Source organism: Corynebacterium sp. sy039 (genome assembly GCF_007904105.1).
Classification (GTDB): Bacteria; Actinomycetota; Actinomycetes; order Mycobacteriales; family Mycobacteriaceae; genus Corynebacterium.
Genome location: NZ_CP042325.1, coordinates 971,560 through 995,888, shown reverse-complemented (window position 1 = coordinate 995,888; position 24,329 = coordinate 971,560). Strand labels below are relative to the sequence as shown.

Genomic DNA, 24,329 nt, shown 5'->3' with positions numbered 1-24,329 from the left:
TCCATGACAACCAGGTCTGTATGTGCCTATTTACTGTGCTTACTGTGTTCGAGGCTTAAAAGCGGGACGACGTTGCTCAAAAGCCTTAATCTCTTGCTCCTTTTGCAGGGTCAGGCCGATATCATCAAGTCCTTCCATTAGCCTCCATCGAGTGTAGTCATCGACGTCGAAAGAATAGACATTCTCACCACAGCTGACTGTTCGGTGCACCAGATCGACAGTAATTTCTTTTCCTGGTTCCTGCTCAAGCTGTTTCCACAATAATTCAATATCTTCTTGATTCATCTGGGCTGCCAGCAAACCAGCTTTGCCAGAGTTTCCACGGAAAATATCAGCAAAACGAGACGATAACACCACTCTAAAGCCATAGTCCATGAGTGCCCACACCGCGTGCTCACGTGATGATCCAGTACCAAAATCAGGTCCTGCGACAAGAACAGTACCGTGCGCATAGGCAGGCTGATTAAGCACAAAGTCTGCCTCATTACTACGCCAGTTATTAAAGAGTCCATCCTCAAAACCACTACGGGTTACTCGCTTGAGATATACCGCTGGAATGATCTGGTCAGTATCTACATTAGAACGAGTCAGTGGGACTCCAACACCTGTATGTGTCTCAAATTTTTCCATAATGACTTTTCACCATTTTCCTAAAGATAAAACTTTTAGAGTAAATCAGCTGGAGACGATAATGTTCCTCGAACAGCAGTAGCAGCTGCTACTTCTGGAGAAACTAAATGGGTGCGCCCACCTGGACCCTGCCGCCCCTCGAAATTACGGTTTGAGGTAGAAGCAGAACGCTCACCTGGAGCAAGCTGGTCTGGATTCATCCCAAGGCACATAGAGCACCCTGCAGTTCGCCAATCTGCGCCTGCCGCAATAAAAATTTTATCCAGCCCTTCTTCCTCTGCCTGCTGCTTAACCATCGCCGACGAAGGCACAACCATCATGCGCACCGAATCGGCAATTTTGCGACCATCCAATACCTGTGCTGCCGCACGCAAATCTTCGATACGCGCATTCGTACAAGAGCCAAGGAATACAGTGTCAATTTTTATCTCACGCAACGGTGTTCCCGGAATGAGATCCATATATTTTAAGGCTTTTTCTGCAGCTGCTTTGTCATTATCATTGGTGAAATCCTCTGGTGACGGCACTGTGGCATCGAGTGGCAATCCCTGACCAGGGTTAGTGCCCCACGTAACAAACGGAGTTAGAGCACTACCATCTATGTCTACCACGGTGTCAAACTCTGCGCCTTCATCTGTGGGCAATGTTTTCCAATACGAAACAGCAGCATCCCAGTCAGCACCTTGAGGTGCCAACTCACGACCTTTGAGATACTCAAAAGTGGTTTCATCGGGAGCAATCATTCCTGCTCGCGCACCTGCTTCAATGGACATATTGCATATGGTCATTCGTGCTTCCATAGACAATTTTTTAATGGCTTCGCCGCGATATTCGATAACGTGCCCTTGTCCACCACCTGTGCCTATTTTGGCAATGATCGCCAAAATCAAGTCTTTAGCTGATACCCCGGGCTGCAATTGACCACTGACGTTAATCGCCATTGTCTTAAATGGTTTCAGCGATAATGTCTGGGTAGCCATAACGTGTTCTACCTCTGACGTACCTATACCAAAGGCCATAGCTCCAAACGCACCATGCGTTGAAGTATGGGAATCACCGCAAACAATGGTCATCCCTGGCTGCGTAGCTCCTAATTGTGGTCCTACTTGATGCACAATTCCCTGTTTAATATCCCCCATTGGGTGCAATCGCACACCAAACTCTGCACAGTTTTTACGCAATGTCTCTACTTGAGTACGAGAGGTGGCATCTTTAATTTCTGTTAATGCTCCTACCTTAATTCCAGTGGTAGGCACATTATGATCTTCGGTTGCTAGATGTAATTCAGGGTGACGTATTGTACGCCCTGCCAAGCGTAAACCATCAAAGGCTTGTGGTGAGGTAACCTCATGCAATAATTGCAGGTCAATGAAAATAAGATCAGGGTCGCCCTGTTTGCCTTGAGAAACAATATGATCGCGCCATACTTTTTCAGCAAGGGTTAGTTTATTTTTCCCCTCTTGACCTGGCTTATGTGTATTATCATGGGAATCCATGGGGCTGGTCATGGAAAGCACCTCATTCATCTCATTACGTCTTGTTATTGTCTTTTATAATGAACCTGGGATTGTGCTCATAGCGAGACTCTTTTATTGCGTACTCACCAATTGCTAATCCCATATATTGAGATATATAATATCACAATATGGGACAGCTTAACATACCTTCCGAGAAACACACGCATCATGACAGCACTGCCATATCTGCCGATATTGAACATGCGACAAGTGGAATTAAAGTGCTTGACCGAGCAGTTCTCATTATGTTTAGCGTTGCCGGGCAACCGCGTTCCCTCGCTGAACTTGCACAAGAGACACAATTGCCACGTGCAACAGCGCATCGCTTAGCTACTGCCCTCGAAGCACATCATCTTCTTACTCGCGGTAGCGATGGTCGATGGCGCATTGGTACTGCATTAGCATCACTGACTAATCAGCACTCCACCAGGCTTATCGACGCCGCGCATAACACAATGACCCGTCTCATGGACACCACTCATGAATCGGTACAACTCTATCAATTAGCTGGTACAACACGAATGTGTATTGCAGCTCAAGAACCAGACTCAGGATTGCAAAACACAGTACCGGTAGGTACACGACTTACCCTCCAAGCAGGCTCCGCAGCAAAAGTATTTCTCGCTTATGGTTCATCAGAACTCAGTGAACGCATCCTACCTGCTGCACAGCACATCACTCCAAGTGATTTGGAAACAATCAGACAGAAAGGGTGGGCAGAATCAATATCCGAACGAGAAATAGGTTTAGCGAGCTGCTCTGCCCCAATTTTTGACTCCGCCAAACAACTTATCGCTGTGCTATCCATTTCCGGTCCGTCGGAAAGGCTTAAGCCATCACCGGGACAACTGTGGGCAGAACAACTCATACAAGCAGCTAATAATGTTACTGCGCTCTTAGCGCAGTAGTGTTACTCTCGGAGGGTATGAACACCTCGCACAATCAATCGACCGCATCGTTTCGCAATGATCCTGCACAATTTCTACCTGAGGCATTAGGCGGTTTCATTGCTGGACATCCCGATGCATCTTGGCATGACAATGGTTTTATTGGTCGTACCTCCCCTATCACTACCGATGCTGGTGCACCGGCTGTAGCGCTTGTGTCAGGAGGTGGTTCTGGGCATGAACCACTGCACGCAGGATTTCTCGGTAGCGGCATGCTCAGCGCCGTGTGCCCAGGTCTACTTTTTACTTCACCAAATGCAGTTCAGATTACTCAAGCAACACGGTGGGCAGACCAAGGTGCTGGTGTAGTGCACATCGTCAAAAACTACACCGGTGATGTCATGAATTTTCATGTAGCACGCCAAGCCACACACGACGTAGATACCGCCGTCATTCTCGTCGCTGATGATGTTGCTACCGACCTGGGTGATGACGATACTAGACCAGGACGACGCGGTACCGCAGCAACTATCCTCGTAGAAAAAATTGCTGGTGCTGCTGCTCAGCGTGGAGATAACCTGAGTGAAGTAGCACGCATTGGACAATGGGTTGCCGATAATTCTCGTAGTATGGCAGTTGCGCTCGCTCCCGGACACAATCCAACTCATGGTCGCACTACCTTTGATCTTCCTCATGGAAAAATGGAGGTCGGAGTAGGTATTCACGGTGAGCGTGGCGTGGAACGCGTTGACAGCAAAGCCGCTCAAGAAATCGTTGCACAGCTTCTCGACGACATCATGCGTGGGCTAGAACTCAATCACGATGAGAAAGAACTTATTTGCATTGTCAATGGTTTGGGCGGGACAACAGCATTAGAGCTATCACTTATTTTTGGCTGCGTCGTAGAGCAATTAGCTGCCCAAGGCATTCATCTTCGCCGTGCCTTAGTGGGCAGTTATGTTACTGCAATGAATATGGCAGGTGTTTCCATAACGCTAACGCGCAGCACAGATGAAATCATCCAACTGCTTGATGCCCCTACTAGCGCCCCAAATTGGCCACGAGTGATTGCCGGCGACAAAGAACACCCTATTGAATATAGCGCTGCAACTATGCACTTCGACGACGCATTACCATCCGACGGTACTGAAAATACTTGGTTGAGCAACTTTATTAGTAGAGTTCAAGGCGCTATTTCTCAACTTAGCGAACTCGATCGCTTAGCTGGCGACGGCGACTTCGGTGACAATATGGCAGCAGCCTTTGGCACTATTGATTTACCACTTCGAGGCAGCAATGCCGATGTTCTTGAAGCACTAGCACAGCGATTATTCATCCGCGCGGGCGGCACATCTGGTGCCGTATTCGGTACACTTTTCCGAGAACTAGCTGCTGCAATGCATACAGCGCATAATGACGTTATAGGTCTTAGCACTGGCCTTAGCGCAGCACTCAACGCTATTACCGAGCTCGGCGGAGCTCAACCCGGCGACAATACCTTGGTAGACGCATTAGCACCTGCTGCCCATACAGCTAAACAAACACAAGAACAAGGCTGCACCAATTTTGCTCAATTGCTAGAACACTGCTATCGTGCCGCAACGGAAGGTGCTAAGAGCACTCGTAATATGGCAGCAAAGAAAGGTCGCGCTAGTTATGTTGGTGACGCTGCCATAGGAGTCGTCGATCCAGGAGCTATTGTGATGTCTTGGCTCCTCGGCGGCAGCGGAAAGGTAAGCGATTTCACATAATCACGATACGGCCCCTACGCTGGTTGTACGCATAATTTTCTCTACCTAACTTTTTACGACCAGCTTTAGTTGGGAACTTTTCACTACACCTATCCGACATCTATACGTGTCTACGTTCTTATCTTTTTCCCAACCCCAAGCAATGCGATTTCGCGCTGGATTAGCGCGTATGCACAGTATTGCCGGGATTTTCGTCGCACCGCTGCTCATAGTTGCTACGGTCAGCGGTTTTTTCTATGCACTAGCACCGTCAATTGAAAAAATTGTGTACCGAGAGCAACTAACTGCTAGTTCCACGCATCAAGCACAACCGCTTTCTGCTCAAATTGCAGCTGCACAAAAAGTTCATCCTGAGCTTTCCTTTGCCGGAATACAAGTATCTGATAACCCACGCGACACCACTCGAGTATTGTTCCATGATCCTCGTCTACCTAGTCCTAGTTACACCCAAGCAGTTTTTGTCGATCCAGGTGATCTTGCTATCAAAGGGGATCTGGTTCAGTATGGTAGTTCTCGAGCACTGCCCATTCGCACCTGGCTTTCACAAGGGCATCGCAATCTATGGCTTGGCGACCTTGGGCGCCTCTACTCAGAAACGGCTGCCTCATGGTTGGGAATGCTCAGTATCCTCGGCTTATTTTTATGGTTGAGCACTAAGAAACAAAAGAAAGACCACACACGCCCTCTATCGCAGCGCAAACGACTCGTCACAGCACATTCACGGCTTGGTTTATGGTTACTACCTATCTTTCTTTTCCTAACCATTACTGGTTTGACCTGGTCATTAGTGGCAGGAAATAATATCGCTCTCCTACGCACACAACTGAATTGGGTGGAGCCAAAACCTGTGGTAGCTCTAGATGAAATTCCTGCTGGCGCATCTTGCCACGAGGATCACATAGTGAAAAACATCGAAAGTTCGCCTGCAGAATATATGCGAGTCGATGATATGGTACGCACTGCGCGCCAAGAGCACTTAAAGGGCATCCTCGATATTCGCATTGGGGAACCAGAACAAGCCTGGACTATCAAAGAAACACGTCAGCCATATAAACTTGCTAACTCTACTATTTCTGTTAATCCGCATACTGCGCAGCTTGTCGATAAGGTAAATTACGCAGATATTCCACTTGCCGCAAAACTAACAAATTGGCTTATCCAACTGCATATGGGTATGCTCTTCGGGCTGATAAACCAGCTTGTCCTGGCTGTGGCAGCGCTGGGATTGCTCTACATGATTTTCCAAGGGTACCGAATGTGGTGGCATCGAGGTAAAAACAAAAAGCCAGGACGACTACCACAACCAGTCGGTCTAAAAAATATACCCACTGGTTTAGTTATCGCCTGGACTGTTTTTCTCTTATGTTACTGCGCTCTAGCTCCACTTTTTGCAGCAAGCCTACTATTATTCTTGCTTATCGACGCTGCCATTAGGCGAATAAAGCGCACATAATTATTCTTATTCTTTTCTGTCCATTTTTCGCAGCACTCTATTACGCAAGGGTTGGGTGGCTAATACCGCACAAAATGTGGTGAGCCAACCAAGCCCGAGTAATACCCCAGCGTTGATTAACTGTAGATGGAAATCATCGGTGCCCATACTATTGGAAAAAATGGCGACACTCAACAGCGCTCCAATGCAAAAACCAAAAAGACTCACTACGATAATTGGCCCCATGATATTTGCATAGGCAATTGCAGATTGCAGGGATTTTCTCATTCCGATTAGTTGCAAAGAACGCGATAATTCTGCTTGCTCAAAGATGTCATTGGCTTGTCCAAGGAAAATGGATACTGCACTGATGGTAAAACCAAAAGCAAGTGTGAGCAGGATACCAGTGTTAATATCACCAAACATGATTCTGCCACTGGTATTGTCTTCGCCTAGCAAATCAGAAATGTTTCCATCTCCCAGCGGCGAACCCACCATATAACCAGATAGCACGCCAAAGAATGCAAGAGCACTGCTACGACGCCACACCAACCGAGCATTAGCGCTGATACGTCGACAAGCAATAAAATGCGCAGTTCCTGGTAAGAAGGAAGCAAGATAAGCAAGGAACTGCAAAATGAATGGCACAACAAGATTTATGCCTAGCGCGTTGATCAGCAGCATCAAGAAAAAGATCATCATCGCCCATGCTGATGGCCTTCCAATACTTATGCTGTTTAAGACGACGAACACAATCACAATAAGTGCAATAAAAACAAACAACCGCCATGCTTTCATTGCTGCAGGTATCTCTCGCTTTGCAACGCCCAAAGGAGTTACTCGCACTCGTTGTATGCCGATAAAAGAAGCAACGACGCTGAGCAACATTAAAATAACCGCCACTGAAACATCACCCCACCAAGGGAGAAGCATCTCAGAAACACTGATATTTTTGCCTTGGAAAGACAGTTTCGTAAACAGCGGTAGCGACACCACGCTCAGTAAAAAGCCAAGAAAAATACCAATGAAAGACTGGATGGCTGCTTCTATCAGTGCCATAGCCGTAATATCAGTTGCGGATAGACCGACGAGCCTTAACACAGCTAAGCGACGTTCACGTGCCGAAGCCCCCAATACTGCAGATTGCGCCGTAAGACTGAAAATAGCTGGAAAGAGAAAACTACACGCTATGACAGCTAACCATAAGAATATAGCCAGAAATATACGTGCGTCTTTAGGATCCTCTGCCCACATTTGTTTCATTGCTGCACTTGCTGCTTCTGGATGATTCATTCTCTGGTAAAACATCCAGGTGCCGCCAACAACGATAAACGAGAAAAAAGCACTAACAATCATTGACACAATGGCGAATATATTAATCAGCCCTGTGCCTTCACGATTACGGATACTAGCTTTTTGGAGATCCCAAACTAATTGCGCAGTTTTCATCTCAGTTCTCCTGTCGCACAGTACGCTGAGTTAATCGACGATCAGAGTGAATAATGCCGTCTCGAATTTCAACAAGCCGATCTAACCATTGCGCAACGTTTGCATCATGGGTCACCATGATTAATGTTGACCCAGTTGTCTTAGTCATGGTGGTCAATAGCTGCATTACTTCATGACCGGTACTTTGATCTAATGCACCGGTCGGTTCATCAGCAAAGATGATTGCAGGTTGTGTTACTAGCGCACGCGCAATGGCTACGCGTTGTGCTTGTCCGCCGGAGATCTGACCAGGACGACGCTGTGCCAAGTTTCCGATGCCCAGTTGGTCAAGTAGATGTTGGGCATGTTGTTTTGCTTTGTTTCTACTTACTCCTGCCAACATTGCTGGTAATGCAACATTTTCCATATTAGATAGCTCAGGGAGTAACTGCCCATCCTGGAATACGAAACCAAAGTTATGCAATCGGATTTTGCTGCGTTGTTTATCAGTCATCGTGCCGATCTGAGTATCACCAAAAGTAATAGAACCACTGCTAGGAACCAAGATACCTGACATACAATGCAACAGGGTTGATTTGCCCGAACCAGAAGGACCCATGATCGCTACGCTCTCGCCAGCGTTAATCGTTAAAGAAATACCGGATAGTACCGGACCACCACCAAATTCCTTGGTGAGCTCATGTAGTTGAAGTGTTTGACTCATGACCCCTATTTCAGTTGAAAAACCTTCCTTGCGCCATACTGCTCACAATTATTTTTTAGGTAGTGCCAGCACTACCCCCATGTTCATGACTATGATGCTGTGTGGTGTAATAAATCTAAATGCGCAATAGCATTATCCTTAGATTCTAAGAAAAGTAACGAGAATAACTCGCAACTATCAACGGCATAAGGGCACATAGGCAGGAGGAATATGCTGCGACTATTCAATCGCTTGTTAGATCGTCGATTAAGCAATGTCGATGGTCGAGGCACATACTCTGCAGAAAAGACTCAAGCAGAAAGAATAGCGGAACTAACTGCCTCGCGCCGTAAAATTGCCGATGCCTATGAACGCGAGCGCCAACGCATCGAACGTGATCTCCATGATGGCGCACAGCAGTATCTCGTTGCAGCAGCTATAAAACTAGGAGAAGCCTCCTTAGACGCTCAGGGAGAAAGTGCTCAATTAATTGAAGCGGCCAAAAATGATATTCATCATGGTCTTGCCGCATTGCGTGAAACTGTTCGTGGTATTCCACCGCACATTTTGCGCGATCGTGGTTTAGTGGCAGCAATTAGTGAAGCCGCGAGTAAATATGGCAATCATATTCATGTTTATGCCCCTCATCCTCTTCCAGTTTTATCGCCTAGTGTTCTAGCTGCTGGCTATTTCTTTGCCACTGAAGCGCTCACTAATGCTGCCAAATATGCACCAAATAAACGTGTTTCTGTGCTTATTACAACAGACCAAGATCTAAAAATTTCTGTTGTCGACGAAGGATCAGGTGGCGCACGCATTATTCCTGGTCGTGGAATTCATGGTTTAGCAGAACGACTTGATTCTTTTGGTGGTACGCTCACCTTAAACTCACCATCAGGTGGTCCCACCCAAATAATCGGCACTATTCCCCTCTTGCTCGAACGTGGACAAAGCGCTATTTCTTCTTTCACGCCATATATGGACACATAAGGACATCACTAATCATGAATACTGCACAGATACATACTGAACCGCTATCAATTGTTATTGCTGATGATTCCGTCTTGTTAAGAGAAGGATTAGCTGGACTATTAGAGCGTCGTGGGCATCATGTAATCGCGCAACTAGGTACAGCTACTGAATTGCTTGAGTTTTTTACTCAGGATCAATCCCATGAATGCGAACCAGATCTATTGATTACTGATGTGCGTATGCCACCGAATATGACCGACGACGGACTACGTGCTGCACTAGAAATTAGAAAAATTAGGCCTCAACTAGGAATAATCGTACTGAGTCAGTATGTCGCGCACACATATGCTGTTGAACTTTTTGATAAAGCTACAAGTGGTACAGGTTATTTGCTCAAAGATAGAGTATCTGAAGTAAAGAACTTTCTCGACACACTTTATATGGTAGTTTCGGGAGGAACAGTCATTGATCCGACTGTTGCTGGTGCATTGATATCCGCACAGCGTACTGGTCTTGGTAGTCTTTCGCCTAGAGAGAAAGAAGTCCTTGGTTTAATGGCTCGTGGACAATCAAATAGAGAAATCAGCAAAGAACTTGTTCTTTCTCAAGCCGCTGTTGCCAAACATGTATCAAGTATTTTTATGAAACTACAATTGCCAGCGACAGAAGAAAATCGTCGAGTCAAAGCAATTCTCGAATATCTTGCCCAACCAATCTAGGCCTTATTCCGTAAATAAGAAACTTCTTCTTTCTAGATGTATGATGTTTCTCATAACTGTGTTTTCTCCTATGAAATAGAATAGGAGAGAATTACTACTTTTGTGTGAAAGGATATCTCCTTATGGTGGCTAAATCTCAGAGTCACAAAGCTAAAGTAACTGCTGCAGCGCTTGGTGTGATCTGTGCACTTTCTTTATCTTCTTGTAGCTCCCATAATGTATCCAACACCCCAGATGCTTCCACTTCTGTGCAACAAGCTACCGGCTATGACACCTGGGATGCAGATGTACTTGGTGTAGATCTCAACGGTCAAGCGGTTGACATGGAAAATGCAGACTACGCTGGTCATAGTCCAGAGGATATTCAGCAAATAACTGATTATGGTGAGAATACCGAATACCTTGAAATTCCTGAGGTTGGTATGAATGTGCCCCTAGGAACGATGAACTCATACAACGGTGTAATCGAGCCAGTTGGTTTTACCCATGCTTATGTTGTTGGCGATTTTTCACCTGGCTACCATGATCCCGATAACGGGTCTGTCATGATCGTTGCTCATGCTCTCGACGGTGCGGGAATGGCACCTGGCAATTTTGTATGGGACTCTGCTACACGTCAAGCAAAAGTACACGCTGGCAGTGAGATCAATGTTGGTGGTGATGCTTTTACCATTACTGCGGTGGAGCAAATTCCAAAAACTGAAATAACGGATAAAGAAGAACTTTGGTCACAAACTCCAGGAACTCTTTTCTTTGTTACTTGCGTTCCTAATGCTGCAGAAAACTTAATCATCACTGCTACTATCAATCAGCCACAATAATCTCCGCTAAAAGCAGTCAAAGACCCAAAAGTTAAAGCTCCTGAGCACTATCGCTCAGGAGCTTTAACTTGGAATTGCATTCTCCACTAGCTATTTAGCAAGCAAAACCCCACCTGTAGTAATTTTTGGTCGGTTTTTCTTAGCAGTTTTATGCGCATTTTTCTTGACACTATCGACGATTTTCATCGAGCGGTTCGTAGCCTCATCTTTCTTCTTCACAACAACTGTATGAGTTTCAGTGCTCACCATCGCAGGAGTTGTCATCGCAGTGCTCTGTGGTTGCGATGCAGAGGTGATGGCTACCGGCTCTGAAGTTGATGGGCTCAGTACAGTTGACATCGATGGTGATGGTGATACTGGATCATCTGCAGGGAAAGTAGTTTCTATAGGGACAACAGGTTCTGTAGATTCAGGTGCTGGTTCCGGCATTGGAGTAGTTTCAGCAGAAGCCTCTTCCGTTGTGGTTGGCTCAGTGGTTGCCTCTTCTGTTGTGGTTGCTTCTGTTGTTGCAGGCGTGGTCGTTGCTTCTGGGGATGGTTCTTCCGAAGTTGTTGCCTCTGTGGTTGGGGTCGCCTCAGTTGTTGTAGACTCCGCTGAAGTAGGGACTGTCTGCTCAGGTGTGTTCTCCGCACCACCTTCAGCCTTAGTAACAAGTTCATCAATCACGGCGGCGATATTCGCACCACCATTAGAGTTCAATACCGTGATGATTTCACCAGCTAAATTGGGGTCATCACTGGCAGTAACATACGGTCCACCACTGGCACCGCCACCAACCCAACATTCCTTTTCATCAGGGACTCTGTGGATTTCTCGGTTATTCTGCCCCGGATAACGGGTGTAATTACCCACGCACACAGACTGGGATTGACCGTTAAAAGGAGCAGGTCCTGGGTAACCAATAAGAGAAGCCTGTACCTGCTCACCCTCAGCTAGCTCAGGGTGAATACCAAAAGCACCAGTCACTTCCTGGATAGTTTTTCCCTCTGCATTAGGCGCTAATTTCAGAATCGCAACATCGGCAGAGGAATTCTCTGGCACAAAAGCGTCCGCTACCTTCCAGCTTTTATAAGGGTTACGCACCGCAGGGTCATTGGAAGTGCCATCGAATGCGGGGGTAATCATGGATTTACCAGCTGCTATGTTGTTGCGTGTTGCGTCGGTAATTTTCCACACAGGGCCGTCAGCTTTCGCAATACAGTGTGCTGCGGTAATGGCTAGCAGGCCAGACTCGCTATCAATCACAGAGGCGGTACACATGGAACCGCCATTGATAAAGCGTGCCACTGCGCGGGAAACGGGGTGCTCAGAGTATGGTTTCTGTGCAAAATACGCACCATTTTCATTCATCTCTGACAGCCGTCCATCAAGCACAGAACCGGCAGGATCTGGTTGGGGTAGCGGTGGTTCTTTTGGTTGAGCATGTGCAGGGGAAAAGCCCATGCCAAGCCCTAAAGAAGTAGCTACCGCAACCACTATGGCACGCTTTTTCATAGCATTCATTGAGTGTATCTCCATCTAATATATACTCTGCAATAAGTTATTCTTATTTTTCACTAAGTGTAGCAGTCCCACTGTATTGCAGTGAAAAGGTGTACCTACATTACTGAAAGAGAAACCATGTTTAATAGCCAACAACACGCTACGCCTCGACGTTACCTCTATACAGCTGTTGGAGTCATCGTACTAGCAGTTGTTTCTCTGCTGAGCGACGCTATCGGTGTGTATCTGAACGATGGTAGGCACGAATTCCTTAATTTTTGGCATTTCTTTTTCAGCAGAATATTCAATGCTGGCGTGTTATGGGCAGCACTTTCTTTCGATGTTGGCTGGCTTTTCAAGAATGGGCGCCTGACTAATTGGTATGCACCGGTTATTGCGATACTAGCAATGGAGTGCACTCTTATTGTGCATTATGGTTTAGGGGTACTTATTGGTTTTATGGACAGCAGGATATGGTCAGGCAATGAACAGTGGTTCATCGCAGCTGTTGTGTTATGCGGCCCTATTGGCTGGTTGGGCGCTATCGCCTCGCGACATGATTTCTTCGGCTATAGTGCACGGTTTACACTTCCACTCATTGCCCTAGTCGAATCAATGTATAAAATATATCTTGAGCTACCCTGCACTATGAGCTGCCTTGATCCAGATCATATATCTATTTGCATTGTTAGTGCTCTGCTTTTTGTAGTTGGCATCTACAGCACAATCATGGTTATCCGTTCCATTTCCCGTGATAGGCGTACTCACTCATAAAACATACCCATAGCGTGATTCGAGACCAATTAAAAGTTTTATGCATTTTACCTACGTTTTATGCGCTTTATGTATTGATTTTACTTTTATGCATACTTATCCTTGAAACATGAATCCGAACCCTTTTCACCCAACTTTTGGGCGTTCCCCTACCGTCGTCGCTGGCAGAAAAGCAGAAATTAATTCCTTTTCCTTAGCTCTAGCTGAAGGTCCCAGTAACCCTTGGCGAACTGCCCTTATCTCAGGGACAAGAGGCATTGGAAAAACAGTTCTACTCAACCAATTAGAAAATGCTGCAGCAGCTCAAGGATGGGTAACTGTGCGCGCTCATGTTGGAAAAAAACATGATTTCCGACCTCAGCGAAACGACTATCCCCCGAGTAATGAGAACTTTAGATACTCATCCACCAACCCGCAAACGCCATGTCACTGGCATTGGTTTTAGCCCACTGAGTATAACAACTCAAGTAGAAAATACCAGCGTAGAACCAAAACCTAATTTGCTAAGCCAACTACATGATCTTGCTGCAATGACGCATAAATATGCGGTAGGAATCTTGATCACTGTTGATGAAATACAAAGCGCACATACTGAGCATTTACAAGAATTAGCTGTTGCTATTCAAGACCTCAACCGGGATGATGCAGAAATTGCATTCCTCGCAGCAGGTTTACCCAGTGGCATTGACGACTTGCTCCAAATGGACGGAACTACTTTTCTACGTAGAGCAGAAAAAATCCATTTGAGCACTTTACAAGAAAAAGTCGCTCAAGAATTATTTAGAGATACAGCTAATCAAGGTGAAAAGACATTTGAGGATAGTGCTCTAAAACTAGCAGCTCAAAACAGCTACGGGTACCCGTATTTGATACAAGTGATAGGTTCCATTTCTTGGGCTTATGCAAAAATAGATAACTCTGATGTTATTAATGAAGACCATGTACGCTCTGCCCTGCCAGAAGCAATAAACCGTTTAGGAAGGCAAGTCCATGAACCCTCTTTGCACGGTATTAGTCAGAGACAATGGGACTTCTTGTACGCCATGGCAGAACTGTGTAAAACCACTGATGCGCCTATTGCGTTAAGAGATATTGCGGAAAAATTAGGAACAGATACTACTGCTCTTTCACGACCACGACAAGCACTTATTCACCGAGAAATAATATCTGCGCATTCTCGTGGCTATTTAGAGTTCTGTCTGCCTTATATGGTGGAGTATCTTGAATCCATATGATAATTTTCTGTCCTTCTTTTGCCTGAAAGTATGACCATGAGTATTTTCACCGGACTCAGTGCCTTCCCGCTTACCCCGCTACGCAATAACGAGCTTGATAGCAGTGCGTTTATCAGGATTATTAGCATGCTGGCGCAATCACAGGTAGATTCTATTACCGTTTTAGGATCTACCGGCTCTTATGCTTATTTATCTGTGGCACAACGCGCTCACGTCGCACAGCTTGCCTTAGAACATTGCGGAGATAAACCAGTTTTTGTTGGGGTCGGAGCACTGAACACATACGACGTATTGCGCAATATCGATTGGGCACAAGAAGCTGGTGCTGCAGGGTTACTTCTAGCTCCGATGTGTTATCAACCGCTAAAAGATACGGAAGTATTCGAGCTGTATCGAAGTGCTAGTGAGCATACCCACCTCCCCATCATTCTTTATGACAATCCAGGCACCACGCATTTCCAATTCACTCCTGAACTCTATAGGGATATTGCTGAATTACCGCATATCGCCTCTATTAAATTGCCAGGTGTGCCAGAGGGTTCACAAGCCGCTCGCCAGCATATTGATACTATTCGCGCTCTCATTCCCGAACAGGTGACTTTAGGGATTTCCACTGATAGCCACGCAGCACGCGGACTCAATGCTGGGTGTGATATTTGGTACTCAGTTATGGCTGGAACTATTCCCGACACAGCCCATGCGCTCGCCTACGCTCACTCCGAGGAAAGAATCAAAAAATCACACGATCTTACCCCGCTCTGGGAGCTTTTCGACGAGCACTCAAGTCTGCGCGTAATCACAGCCATTGCTCAGTATAAGGGCCTAGTCTCTCCTGCTTGCCTACCACTGCCGCTGCACGATATGACAGCACATGACTATGCAAAGGTTGCGGACATGGCACGCAATCTTGGGTTATGAGCACACTTCTTTGTCTTGTTCATTTCCCAGGATACTGATCCAGCGTGAGTGGGTTTGTGCTCTTGCCCAGGTTCTGCCATCTAAACAACCTGTATCAACATAATCATGTCCTTGTACCGAAGCACTATGGGATTTCTCGTGCTGAAAATACGACCAGGTTCTCCCGCCAGAAGCGCCATAACTCCATTCCCCGCCCTCCGCTGGGTTGATAGTGGTAGGTACGACTTCGCCGCCTATTGTTAGTGCTCCCGCGCCAGCAATAATAAGCGCTCCTGCTCCGACACCGCTGATAATCCAAGATTTTTTAGACATTTTTCTTCAACTCCACTGTTCTATCGCATTGCTCTACAACCCACGGATCGTGGCTTACTATCACTATCGACGCGCCTTTAGCCGCTAATATATCGAGCTGTTCGAGAATCGTCGTAGCATTTCCCCTGTCTAAAGAGGCAGTAGGTTCATCCGCAAGAACAATGTCAGGTTGTCGTACGAGAAGTCTTGCTATTGCTACTCGTTGCTGCTCGCCTCCACTGAGTTGATAAACCTTCTCTTGTTCTCTCCCCCGCAAACCGACAATCTCTAAAGCAGTATGCAAAGATTGGGGTGATTTCTTAGCATTCGAGCGCGCCGCTAAAGTTACATTTTGCGCAACCGTTTCATTATCAATCAGCGCGTAATCTTGGAATAAATAACCAATGGTTTCGCGTCGAAAGCGCATTTTAGTGCGCGTTGAGGCTTGCGTCAGGTCAACTCCGTTGAGAAATAACTGACCTGCATCAAATTTTTCCAATAACCCAATACAATTAAGCAAAGTGCTTTTACCACAACCAGATTCACCAGTTATACATACCCGCTCACCAGTATCAATATCCACATTGATACCTTCCCATAAAACTCGATTATGAGAACGAGTCCCCACTGTCTTCTTTGCGTCTCTTACTGTAATTCGCATTATTTACCTCCTTGTATGTATCAATTCAGCTGTGCTTACATGGCGCAACCATAAAGCTGTAATTGGCAAAGCTGTTACCACAGCGATTATGAGAGAACACAACCAGGAAAAGTTTGATACATGAAAAGCAGCCATAAGTGATGGATCTGCAGCACCTGCTAATGCCCCGCCTTCCGACCAAGCTCGGAAACGGGCTGCACGGCTCCACAAAAATCCCGCTACCAGAACAACTATCCCAGCTTCTATTGCCAATAAGACACTAAAAAGAACCGTGGGAATCACACCATGTATATAGGTTGCACGCAATCGTTGATGAAAAACTTTTAAGCAGCTATACCATACAGCTAAAGCTGTGACCACACTCAAAAACAAAGCAGCAATCAATGCACCAGCATAAATCCAGACTACTTTCCCCAAAGTTTGATGATGCTGTGCCCATTGTTGACTCATAAGTTCCGCTGACCTTATGAAATTACCTATCAGTGGATCCTCAGCCAGCTCTTGAAAATGTGAATACTGCGTAAACAGAACATCTTTCTGAGTAAGAGCTGCAACAAGATTACGATCACCTATCTGTTCTAAATTATTTGGATATACAACCACTATTGGATCAGCAATCAATGCACGGTTTATCCACTCATTATCACCAACTTCCCATGACTTTCCATGACTGCTACCCGATGCATACGTGCTAATGCGTGCCTGGGATACAGAAACACCATATCGTTCTAGCTCTGATGTTATATCTAAATTTTGTGGTATCGAATCAGGAATAAATACCCTAGTTTCACTATCATAAGGCGACTTGCGATATGCTTTTTCCAATGCACCATCCAATGATCGTCGTGCAGCCGATTCATTATAAAACAACAGATCTCGATTAAGTTGCGAGTTCGGCACCACTGCATAATCAAGATATTTCGCATAGAGGACACTTCCTTGCGCAGACATTTCTCGCAGCTGCCGTGATAATAACTCCCATGCCTCACGCATCTCTGTCAGCTCACGAGCCCCAGTAACACTAGCGCTATATACCGTGCTTTCCGACACCCAAACTGGTACTTCCTTATGCTGTTTCCACCATTCACTGCTGTAGTTAAAAATTCCTATACTCAACGATGCCACACACATACAAGCACCAATACGAATAAGAAAAACACTGCCCAATACTGCCTTGCTTGGCAACTTTCCTGATAGCAGGGAAACAATGGAAGCACAGCGCAATGCACACAACCCTAACCAAACAGAAAGCACACAAGCACAAAGAGCAATACCCACAAAAATTGCTTGATAATGCGCTAGTTGCATAGCAGATTGGGAATTACTCAACGCAGCAAAAACCCCAACACAAGCTACAACACACACTGCAATTATCAACACGCTCTTAGAAAATGCCCTATGCAACTCATACTGAGCACTACGCCATAAACCAAAACCATGTAAAGCGCGTACAGAATCAGCGTGCGCATTGAGAATGACACCAATGAGACAAAAGGCTATGCAGAAAACAAGAAGTAAGGCGGTAAGCTCACCCAGTGCAGTACCGGTAAGTAAAAAAGTCCACTCTGTCAAAGGATATTGCTGATGGCTTATTCCCTGGCTATCGAGATACGCAAACACAGCCTCGTGAAACTTCTTGGAGCCTGAAAGCTCAAACATTTGGCGATATTCTTCATGCGGAATATCAGTCAATTCTTTAACAACCGTCGACGGCGTACCTGGTAATCCGCGATAGCCATTTTTGTGCCATACATCAAGTTTGCCGCCAGCACCATACACAATACGCCCTTGTGGGTCAGGAAACTGCACCATTAACAACGCTCGATGTTGTCTAGCGATCTGCGATAAATCTTCTAATACCTGTTCTGGTTGCTTTTGTGTTTTGGCAAGACTCCTCACACTTACCACAGCATTGACACCTGGAAGCCCCTCTTGCTCCATCGTTGTACTCGCCCAGTAACCCAGTATTGCACCTAACAACAGTGCGAGAAACAAAGCACAACGAATAAGAATCGTGCCAGAGCTAGCATTACTATGCACAGAAAACAGCCGTTTCTCACCCGTGGTGCTTTGCGACATAACGCCTCCTTAAAACCCTTGCAGTTAACACAAAATCTTGCCCCCCCCCCGTGAGAAAAATGCAAGACTTTTAAGGAGAAATTAACTAAAATGTGCCCAAATTATTATGGTCAAGTGTTTTCTCGTCCGCTGCGAATCACATACACGCCGCCGATGAAAACACACACTAATACTGCAATACTCCCCAACAAAATAGGAGTCTTTACAGGAATTTTCTCTTTGCCACTCCCTTGTTGCTTAGTATCCTGAGGAAGTTCGTCGGATGCAATCATACCGGCAATCCACCCATACACATTCGCTACAGGGCTGGTATATAACTGGGATGCTTTTCCATCAGCATCATCTCCGGGTGATGCTGTACTAACACCGATCAGTCTACCTTGAACAAATGTGGGACTACCAGAATCCCCTGGCTGAATTTTTGCACCACCTTTGAGGTTTACCACCCCCACATTTTTACCACCATAAAGAGATAATTCTTCATACCGATCTAGCTGTCCCACAGCCATAGGAAGGCGAGTAGTTCCTCCTGAACCATCCGGTGACCAACCATAAGTCACAGTTTCCGACCCAGGTTGCGGCACCTGTTGAGCAAGCTGTGGATATGAGCCGAGTTTCATATCCTCAGTAGTGTGCAGCAGTGCTATATCTCCTTCTGGCGCACAGTACCACCCATCAACTCCCACACGGTACTGTTTATCGCCTTGGCCTAAACGAATACTTCCCGAAGGTTTTGCAGTACCGTCTTCATCATATCCATCAACACAATGACGTGCCGTAATCACCCATCGCGGTGTAATAGCTGTACCAGTGCAATCACCGTCTTTGTCTCCCCGATCGCTTATCTGCGTGGCAACCACAGCGTTACTCTCCGTATTATCCGGAGCAAAGGTTGTGCTCTCCATAGCTCGAGCGCTAGGGAAAAACGTGGTAAAAGCACCTATCGTCATCACAGTCATATATGCAGCACATCGACGTAGCGTTATAGACATAACTCTGTCCTTTCTTTAGAATCGTGCAGGAAGTGTGGTGTTTGTTGCTGTCAGGATCGCCTCTTTTATTGCTCGTTCTAAAAGGCCCTGCCTGCAAAAGCGACGCATTATCGTCGCAAGAATAAGGAATCCCAAAAGAGAACTCCACCCAATAGTCGTCATATTTAGCGATAATTTTTCAGCAAGTCCAGCACTAAGGAGATGTAGGACATAGAAAGTCAACGGCATAGAACCAAGACACTGCAGAGGATACGCAACTCTAGCTACATATGGCACCTGGCATAGCAACAAGCACATAGATAACAAAGCTAAAGCACCCACAGTGGTAGAAAGCACATCTATCAATGCCCCCGAGTGTGATGTTGCATTCAATGCCGCTGCAACAAAAGCAATATTCTTATCGCTTGAACTCACTAATGTCTCCCAATCAAAAGCATGGCGCAACCACACACCCAGAGATACAACTGGAATGGCTATAGCAATGATTGAATAGAGTACGCGAGAATTATCAAGCATAAATCGGTAAGCGATAATACCAATAACCATATAAAACGCCCAAGCCGCAGCAGGATAAGGGAAAGAAAGAACCTCAAATGGCTGCGTATAAACTGCAGCAACTACCTGCGCTGTTACGGTGATAGCAAGTAGCCATATAGCGACAACAACAAGAGTTCGGGTTTGCCAGCGTGGGGCACAACACAAAGCAATGTAGCACAATCCAAAAACTTGCAGAACCACCAGAATACTTCCCGATAACGGCTCCAATATCACTCCCAACAAGAACAAAAGCACTCCTCTGACCATTAAACGATGACGCATAATCGTCAGCTCTTGTCCACCAGCCTTCACTGCTTTATCACTCATCAGTCCAAGCGAAACGCCAGCCAAAATGGCAAATAACGCTGATGGGAAACCGTGAAAAATGAAATTGGCTGAACCTTCTGCCGAAAAAAGATGAGCAACGATCATACCCATTAGCGCTAAAGCGCGGGCTAGGTCTAGACCGATGATGCGATTTTGAGAAAATAGTGCGGTAGCACTGCTCTTCCTCAGGTATTTACCTAATTTATGACTATTCTTTCCATGAATATAAGCACTATTGCTTCTAGTTTTTATCTGCACGCAACTCACCATATTGTTGCGACATGAGAAGAACGTGGAGAATACCTGAAGATCCACTGGAGTGTTTATGGGAAGTAGCTGGGGAAAGAAAATTTCTTTATATTTTTGTATCGAACAAAATAATGTGCACTATACAGAAGGCTATCCCTTCTCAACACTATGAAATTTTCCATTGTGTTACTGATGTTAATCAGTAGTATCTTTCTTCCATTCCAAAGCCACGTCGATAGCAGTCCAAGCAAGCGCTGTCGCTCCATCAGAAAGTGCTTGTTCTGCCACTGAGCCAATACATGCATCAGCAAATTCAGCCTGATGGTTAAGAACAGGAAAAGAATTTACACCTATGTATGGATGAATAGCTCGTGTTATATGCGAAACATTTGCAAAATCAGTGGAGGCCTGACACATATGTGTCTCTGGTCCATCTCTATATAATTTTCGCCCCAGTGCCTTCGCATTTCTCTCATAAAAAGCCAGTGCTGGCTCATCTATCAGAAAATCTGAATATGGTTTTGACTCTTCGATAATGGATAACTCACAACCAGTCGCTAAAGCACCTGCTTGAAAACAATTTTTTACTTTCTCAGCTGTTTCTTTGAGCTCAGTCATAGTAGAAGCTCTCACATACCAACGCCCCTGTGTTCTATGCGGTATTGCGTTAGGGGCATCGCCTCCTTTAGTAAGGATGCCATGCACGCGTACTGTAGGAGGAAGTTGCTGCCGCAAAAGGCCAAGAGCAACTTCAGAAATAATAAACGCATCTGAAGCATTTATTCCCTCACTGGGATAAGCAGCTGCATGAGATGCTTTCCCTATAAAATTTATCTGCCAATGCATCACTGCAAAGGGTTGTGCTCTACTGACATCAACTGGTGCAGGATGAGCCATCATTGCGAAATCAAGACCTGCAAACGCACCACGATCAAGCATTTCAATTTTTCCGCCTCCCCCTTCTTCAGCTGGTGTGCCATAAACCTCAACTGTAATATCCAGTTCATCTGCAACTTCCGCTAATGCTAGACCAGCCCCTAGAGACATACTAGCGATCAGGTTATGGCCACATGCATGTCCGATTCCAGGTAATGCATCGTATTCAGCCATGACCCCAATACGTCGAGTACCAGTTCCTTTAACAGCACGAAAAGCAGTATCGATGCCAACATATTTTTCTTCTATAGAAAAACCCTTTTGACGTAGATATTCAGTGCAACGAGTTGACGACTCATATTCTTGCCATGCTACTTCAGGATGTGCATGAAGCCACTCGGACAGTTCAACTAATAAATACAATTCTTGCTTTACTTTTTCCGCAGCAATGCTTTTTAATTTACTTTTCACCAGGAACTCCATAAGCAGGTGCTACATGTGGTTTTACCCCACGTATAACGTAATCATCACGCTGAGGCATCCATACATTCAAGAGTGATTCCAGATCTTCTAATGGAACCTCAGACCAATCGACGCGTAAATCAGTTTCAACCCACCCTGCTTTACGTACAACACCCAAGCCAACCGAATGTATTGGTCCAGCTTCTCCTCCAGCATATTGTCCTGCTTTCATTGCTTTCAGCAATCGGTATTCTAATTCACCAGGGGCTTTCTCAAAGGCTTCTAGCATAGCCAAGATAACATCCTCACCAGCCAACATATTCCCTGCCACCACGCAATCATCACTGATAATTTGATGATGAATACCTAAAGTATTTTTACCTGAATATGCATAGCCAGAACCTGAAAATGGCAAGATAGTAATTTGCCGATAACTCAATGTATTATCAAGCGCTGCAAGCTGTCTAAACGCATCAGACGCGGAAAATCCGTCGGCAAGTCGATCTAATAAAAAACTACCAAAACGTGGATCAGTAATATTTTGTGATGCCACTGCGCCCACATTACCGCGTAAGTGCATACATCGAGCAGCAACAGCAGGTGAAGAAGATGCTACCGCTTGCCCCAGTGCACCGGTTTCATCTCTAGCAATAATAGAAAATGTCAACCCATTTCTCCTAAAATTTCATTTGACCATGTTCTAAAAACAATCCAATTATTGTTTTTGCACACCACTATGTGATACGGCACTAATTACTGTCAGAAAGTACGGCAGTGGCATCAATTTCCACCAGCCACTCTGGACGAGCAAGTGCATCAACTACAAGACCTGTCGACACTGGAAAAACTCCCTTGAGCCATTTACCTATAACGTTGTAAACAGGTTCTCGATAACGAATATCTGTTAAATAAACAGTAATTTTGACAATATCCTCAAGGCAACCACCTGCCTCCGACAACAGCAAATTGATATTTGCCATTGCTTTCTCTGCTTGTGCTTTAACATCACCAATGCCAACAGACTCCCGAGTATCAAGATCCTGACCAATTTGTCCACGTAAGAAGACCAGATTATTCGCAACAACCGCCTGGCAAAGATCGTTAGAAAGATTTTGTTCAGGATATGTGTCTTTAGTATTAAACGGGCGAATACGGGTATATTTCATGTTCTCTCCTTATGTTTTTAATCTTTTGGATTAGCGTAATCACGATAATTCCGTTGAATATCTATTTGATCGACAACAAATTTCGCATCATGCCAAGAACCCCAGATAAATGATGAACCACGTCGAGACTGCCATGGTAAACCAACGAAATAGATACCATGTGCCTCAGAAATTCCTCGTGTCTGGTTAGGTTTTCCTTCTTCGTCGGTCGCTTTATCAACATCTAACCAGGTATAGTCTCTGCCAAAACCAGTCGACCAAATGATGGTAGAGATACCTGATTCGATCAAATTAAGTTCAAGGACAGGATTTTTGACGCAATCAGGATCTTCCCCAAGTTCATAGGCCTCAGGTTCTATTGGAAGTTGTAGGCCATGCTCTGCGATATATGCATCTGCTTCTCGCAATAAGGAAAGATAATTTTCATCTCCTGAACGAATATTTTGCGCAAGATCTCCCGCAAAATATATAATTCCGTTCTTGAAAGAAACAGTACGCCCAACTAAAGTGATTCCCGCAGATGCTAGGTCACGAAAATCAATGGTATACCCCCCTTTTGCTCCTGTTACTGCAATAGTTACGTGTTGCGTCTCCTCTTGAGGGGCTACCATATCCCATTTACCGAGAACACCTAGCCAATAAACAAAATCACGATTGCGATAACTACGTGGTGGACGATCATGTGGTCCTACCGATAAATACACTTCTCTTCCAGAAGCTCGAAGCTCTTCTGCAATTTGTACGCCTGAAGACCCAGCACCAACAACAAGAACTCCACCTTCAGGGATGCTATTCGGATTGCGATAATCCGAAGAATGGATTTGGGCAATATGGCTCTTTTCAGGAACTATCGGTGGAATTATTGGAATCTGAAAGGCACCCGTCGCAGCAACTACATAACCGCACTCATAGGTTCCATGAGACGTGCTGACGACAAAACCACTTTGTCTATTTTTACGCGTTACCTGAAGTACTTCCACTCCTTCGACAATGGGCAGATCAAACTTTTCCGCATACTCAACCATATAATCCGCAATTTCTTCTTTAGAAGCAAAACGATCTTGTTCGCCTCCAAATGCAAGGTTAGGAAAACGATCATGCCAAACAGGACCGTTGGCTACCAGGGAGTCCCATCGCTCTTTCCGCCAGCGTGCTGCAATACAATCTCTTTCAAGAACTACATGGTTAATACCTTTTTCTTTGAGATGCTCACTTGTCGCTATTCCTGCTTGACCAGCACCAACCACAACAACCTCAGTCATGATATTCTTCATCATTCACGCTCCATTCCATGAAATCACTAGGATAGTGTTTCGCTTTTTATGTGCTGTGAATACAATTTTGATTGTCTAATAGATATATATCAACTATCATTTTCCGAAAGTCTATATCTGAAAAAGTGATAAATACTCCTCCACGA

General features: G+C 45.4%; 24 protein-coding genes. 10 read left to right on the top strand and 14 right to left on the bottom strand.

Features of this window, described 5'->3' with window-relative positions:
* Positions 1–39 precede the first annotated feature (39 nt).
* The gene (gene leuD, locus FQV43_RS04520; RefSeq protein WP_144274857.1) at positions 40–630 is read right to left on the bottom strand and encodes a 3-isopropylmalate dehydratase small subunit; all 591 of its coding nucleotides are present in this window, start codon (positions 628–630) and stop codon (positions 40–42) included.
* Between the two features lie 35 nt (positions 631–665).
* Positions 666–2,138: a 3-isopropylmalate dehydratase large subunit gene (gene leuC / locus FQV43_RS04515; protein ID WP_146339151.1), complete on the bottom strand. Its 1,473-nt coding sequence runs from the start codon at positions 2,136–2,138 to the stop codon at positions 666–668.
* Between the two features lie 137 nt (positions 2,139–2,275).
* On the opposite strand from leuC, the gene FQV43_RS04510 reads away from it, so the two are divergent.
* The 3 genes from FQV43_RS04510 (at position 2,276) to FQV43_RS04500 (ending at position 6,238) form a co-directional block, all read left to right on the top strand.
* A complete protein-coding gene (locus tag FQV43_RS04510; protein ID WP_144274852.1) occupies positions 2,276–3,055 on the top strand; it encodes an IclR family transcriptional regulator in 780 nt (259 codons plus the stop codon).
* Between the two features lie 17 nt (positions 3,056–3,072).
* Positions 3,073–4,785 (top strand): dihydroxyacetone kinase family protein, encoded by a 1,713-nt coding sequence (locus FQV43_RS04505; RefSeq protein ID WP_146339150.1) that lies wholly within the window; start codon positions 3,073–3,075, stop codon positions 4,783–4,785.
* A 106-nt stretch (positions 4,786–4,891) separates the two neighbouring features.
* On the top strand, positions 4,892–6,238 hold the full coding sequence (locus tag FQV43_RS04500; protein WP_246846971.1) for a PepSY domain-containing protein: 1,347 nt from the start codon (positions 4,892–4,894) through the stop codon (positions 6,236–6,238).
* A 6-nt stretch (positions 6,239–6,244) separates the two neighbouring features.
* Here the strand turns inward: FQV43_RS04500 and FQV43_RS04495 are convergent, their stop codons facing one another.
* Positions 6,245–7,666: an FtsX-like permease family protein gene (locus tag FQV43_RS04495; RefSeq protein WP_144274848.1), complete on the bottom strand. Its 1,422-nt coding sequence runs from the start codon at positions 7,664–7,666 to the stop codon at positions 6,245–6,247.
* A gap of 1 nt (position 7,667) precedes the next feature.
* Positions 7,668–8,369, bottom strand: coding sequence for an ABC transporter ATP-binding protein (locus FQV43_RS04490; RefSeq protein ID WP_144274846.1), 702 nt, complete (start codon positions 8,367–8,369; stop codon positions 7,668–7,670).
* 210 nt (positions 8,370–8,579) lie between these two features.
* On the opposite strand from FQV43_RS04490, the gene FQV43_RS04485 reads away from it, so the two are divergent.
* The 3 genes from FQV43_RS04485 to FQV43_RS04475 all read left to right on the top strand — a co-directional run bounded on the left by FQV43_RS04485 (position 8,580) and on the right by FQV43_RS04475 (position 10,860).
* A complete protein-coding gene (locus FQV43_RS04485) occupies positions 8,580–9,338 on the top strand; it encodes a sensor histidine kinase (RefSeq protein ID WP_146339148.1) in 759 nt (252 codons plus the stop codon).
* A 14-nt stretch (positions 9,339–9,352) separates the two neighbouring features.
* The gene (locus tag FQV43_RS04480; protein ID WP_144274842.1) at positions 9,353–10,039 is read left to right on the top strand and encodes a response regulator transcription factor; all 687 of its coding nucleotides are present in this window, start codon (positions 9,353–9,355) and stop codon (positions 10,037–10,039) included.
* A 122-nt stretch (positions 10,040–10,161) separates the two neighbouring features.
* Complete coding sequence (locus FQV43_RS04475; protein ID WP_146339146.1) at positions 10,162–10,860, top strand: hypothetical protein; 699 nt, start codon at positions 10,162–10,164, stop codon at positions 10,858–10,860.
* 90 nt (positions 10,861–10,950) lie between these two features.
* Here FQV43_RS04475 and FQV43_RS04470 read toward each other — a convergent pair whose 3' ends face one another.
* Positions 10,951–12,363 carry a serine protease gene (locus tag FQV43_RS04470; protein WP_168195046.1) on the bottom strand — a complete coding sequence of 471 codons (1,413 nt, stop codon included), beginning with the start codon at positions 12,361–12,363 and terminating at the stop codon, positions 10,951–10,953.
* Between the two features lie 117 nt (positions 12,364–12,480).
* Here FQV43_RS04470 and FQV43_RS04465 point away from each other — a divergent pair, with 117 nt between their 5' ends.
* From FQV43_RS04465 to FQV43_RS04455, 4 genes are all read left to right on the top strand, one after another.
* Positions 12,481–13,116, top strand: coding sequence for a hypothetical protein (locus FQV43_RS04465; protein ID WP_146339142.1), 636 nt, complete (start codon positions 12,481–12,483; stop codon positions 13,114–13,116).
* A 109-nt stretch (positions 13,117–13,225) separates the two neighbouring features.
* Positions 13,226–13,561: an ATP-binding protein gene (locus FQV43_RS10200; RefSeq protein ID WP_246846970.1), complete on the top strand. Its 336-nt coding sequence runs from the start codon at positions 13,226–13,228 to the stop codon at positions 13,559–13,561.
* A complete protein-coding gene (locus FQV43_RS04460) occupies positions 13,446–14,351 on the top strand; it encodes an ATP-binding protein (protein WP_246847026.1) in 906 nt (301 codons plus the stop codon). The genes FQV43_RS10200 and FQV43_RS04460 overlap by 116 nt, the downstream gene beginning before the upstream one ends.
* A 36-nt stretch (positions 14,352–14,387) precedes the next feature.
* Positions 14,388–15,269: a dihydrodipicolinate synthase family protein gene (locus tag FQV43_RS04455; RefSeq protein WP_146340404.1), complete on the top strand. Its 882-nt coding sequence runs from the start codon at positions 14,388–14,390 to the stop codon at positions 15,267–15,269.
* On the opposite strand, the gene FQV43_RS04450 is transcribed toward FQV43_RS04455, so the two are convergent.
* The 9 genes from FQV43_RS04450 to FQV43_RS04410 all read right to left on the bottom strand — a co-directional run bounded on the left by FQV43_RS04450 (position 15,264) and on the right by FQV43_RS04410 (position 24,183).
* On the bottom strand, positions 15,264–15,581 hold the full coding sequence (locus FQV43_RS04450; RefSeq protein ID WP_146339140.1) for a lactococcin 972 family bacteriocin: 318 nt from the start codon (positions 15,579–15,581) through the stop codon (positions 15,264–15,266). The genes FQV43_RS04455 and FQV43_RS04450 overlap by 6 nt on opposite strands.
* A complete protein-coding gene (locus tag FQV43_RS04445; RefSeq protein ID WP_146339138.1) occupies positions 15,574–16,221 on the bottom strand; it encodes an ABC transporter ATP-binding protein in 648 nt (215 codons plus the stop codon). Before FQV43_RS04445 ends, FQV43_RS04450 begins: the two co-directional genes overlap by 8 nt.
* A 3-nt stretch (positions 16,222–16,224) precedes the next feature.
* Positions 16,225–18,300: a hypothetical protein gene (locus FQV43_RS04440; protein ID WP_146339136.1), complete on the bottom strand. Its 2,076-nt coding sequence runs from the start codon at positions 18,298–18,300 to the stop codon at positions 16,225–16,227.
* 110 nt (positions 18,301–18,410) lie between these two features.
* Positions 18,411–19,292 carry a S1 family peptidase gene (locus FQV43_RS04435; protein ID WP_146339134.1) on the bottom strand — a complete coding sequence of 294 codons (882 nt, stop codon included), beginning with the start codon at positions 19,290–19,292 and terminating at the stop codon, positions 18,411–18,413.
* A 15-nt stretch (positions 19,293–19,307) separates the two neighbouring features.
* Positions 19,308–20,414 carry a hypothetical protein gene (locus FQV43_RS04430; protein WP_146339132.1) on the bottom strand — a complete coding sequence of 369 codons (1,107 nt, stop codon included), beginning with the start codon at positions 20,412–20,414 and terminating at the stop codon, positions 19,308–19,310.
* A gap of 186 nt (positions 20,415–20,600) precedes the next feature.
* Complete coding sequence (locus FQV43_RS04425; protein ID WP_246846969.1) at positions 20,601–21,752, bottom strand: M20 family metallopeptidase; 1,152 nt, start codon at positions 21,750–21,752, stop codon at positions 20,601–20,603.
* The gene (locus FQV43_RS04420; RefSeq protein WP_146339129.1) at positions 21,742–22,410 is read right to left on the bottom strand and encodes a DUF1028 domain-containing protein; all 669 of its coding nucleotides are present in this window, start codon (positions 22,408–22,410) and stop codon (positions 21,742–21,744) included. Before FQV43_RS04420 ends, FQV43_RS04425 begins: the two co-directional genes overlap by 11 nt.
* Before the next feature lie 82 nt (positions 22,411–22,492).
* The gene (locus FQV43_RS04415; protein WP_144274817.1) at positions 22,493–22,909 is read right to left on the bottom strand and encodes a RidA family protein; all 417 of its coding nucleotides are present in this window, start codon (positions 22,907–22,909) and stop codon (positions 22,493–22,495) included.
* A 17-nt stretch (positions 22,910–22,926) separates the two neighbouring features.
* Complete coding sequence (locus tag FQV43_RS04410) at positions 22,927–24,183, bottom strand: NAD(P)/FAD-dependent oxidoreductase (protein WP_146340402.1); 1,257 nt, start codon at positions 24,181–24,183, stop codon at positions 22,927–22,929.
* Between the last annotated feature and the right edge of the window lie 146 nt (positions 24,184–24,329).

Excerpts from the sequence above, each read along its gene's own strand:
- FQV43_RS04485 (WP_146339148.1), top strand. The coding sequence starts at position 8,580 with ATGCTGCGACTATTCAATCGCTTGTTAGATCGTCGATTAAGCAATGTC.
- FQV43_RS04415 (WP_144274817.1), bottom strand. The coding sequence starts at position 22,909 with ATGAAATATACCCGTATTCGCCCGTTTAATACTAAAGACACATATCCT.
- FQV43_RS04510 (WP_144274852.1), top strand. The coding sequence starts at position 2,276 with ATGGGACAGCTTAACATACCTTCCGAGAAACACACGCATCATGACAGC.
- FQV43_RS04410 (WP_146340402.1), bottom strand. The coding sequence starts at position 24,183 with ATGAAGAATATCATGACTGAGGTTGTTGTGGTTGGTGCTGGTCAAGCA.
- FQV43_RS04435 (WP_146339134.1), bottom strand. The coding sequence starts at position 19,292 with ATGTCTATAACGCTACGTCGATGTGCTGCATATATGACTGTGATGACG.
- FQV43_RS04505 (WP_146339150.1), top strand. The coding sequence starts at position 3,073 with ATGAACACCTCGCACAATCAATCGACCGCATCGTTTCGCAATGATCCT.
- FQV43_RS04475 (WP_146339146.1), top strand. The coding sequence starts at position 10,162 with ATGGTGGCTAAATCTCAGAGTCACAAAGCTAAAGTAACTGCTGCAGCG.
- FQV43_RS04460 (WP_246847026.1), top strand. The coding sequence starts at position 13,446 with ATGTTGGAAAAAAACATGATTTCCGACCTCAGCGAAACGACTATCCCC.
- FQV43_RS04450 (WP_146339140.1), bottom strand. The coding sequence starts at position 15,581 with ATGTCTAAAAAATCTTGGATTATCAGCGGTGTCGGAGCAGGAGCGCTT.
- FQV43_RS04490 (WP_144274846.1), bottom strand. The coding sequence starts at position 8,369 with ATGAGTCAAACACTTCAACTACATGAGCTCACCAAGGAATTTGGTGGT.
- leuD (WP_144274857.1), bottom strand. The coding sequence starts at position 630 with ATGGAAAAATTTGAGACACATACAGGTGTTGGAGTCCCACTGACTCGT.
- FQV43_RS04465 (WP_146339142.1), top strand. The coding sequence starts at position 12,481 with ATGTTTAATAGCCAACAACACGCTACGCCTCGACGTTACCTCTATACA.
- FQV43_RS04440 (WP_146339136.1), bottom strand. The coding sequence starts at position 18,300 with ATGTCGCAAAGCACCACGGGTGAGAAACGGCTGTTTTCTGTGCATAGT.
- FQV43_RS04455 (WP_146340404.1), top strand. The coding sequence starts at position 14,388 with ATGAGTATTTTCACCGGACTCAGTGCCTTCCCGCTTACCCCGCTACGC.
- leuC (WP_146339151.1), bottom strand. The coding sequence starts at position 2,138 with ATGACCAGCCCCATGGATTCCCATGATAATACACATAAGCCAGGTCAA.
- FQV43_RS04495 (WP_144274848.1), bottom strand. The coding sequence starts at position 7,666 with ATGAAAACTGCGCAATTAGTTTGGGATCTCCAAAAAGCTAGTATCCGT.
- FQV43_RS04480 (WP_144274842.1), top strand. The coding sequence starts at position 9,353 with ATGAATACTGCACAGATACATACTGAACCGCTATCAATTGTTATTGCT.
- FQV43_RS04470 (WP_168195046.1), bottom strand. The coding sequence starts at position 12,363 with ATGAATGCTATGAAAAAGCGTGCCATAGTGGTTGCGGTAGCTACTTCT.
- FQV43_RS10200 (WP_246846970.1), top strand. The coding sequence starts at position 13,226 with ATGAATCCGAACCCTTTTCACCCAACTTTTGGGCGTTCCCCTACCGTC.
- FQV43_RS04445 (WP_146339138.1), bottom strand. The coding sequence starts at position 16,221 with ATGCGAATTACAGTAAGAGACGCAAAGAAGACAGTGGGGACTCGTTCT.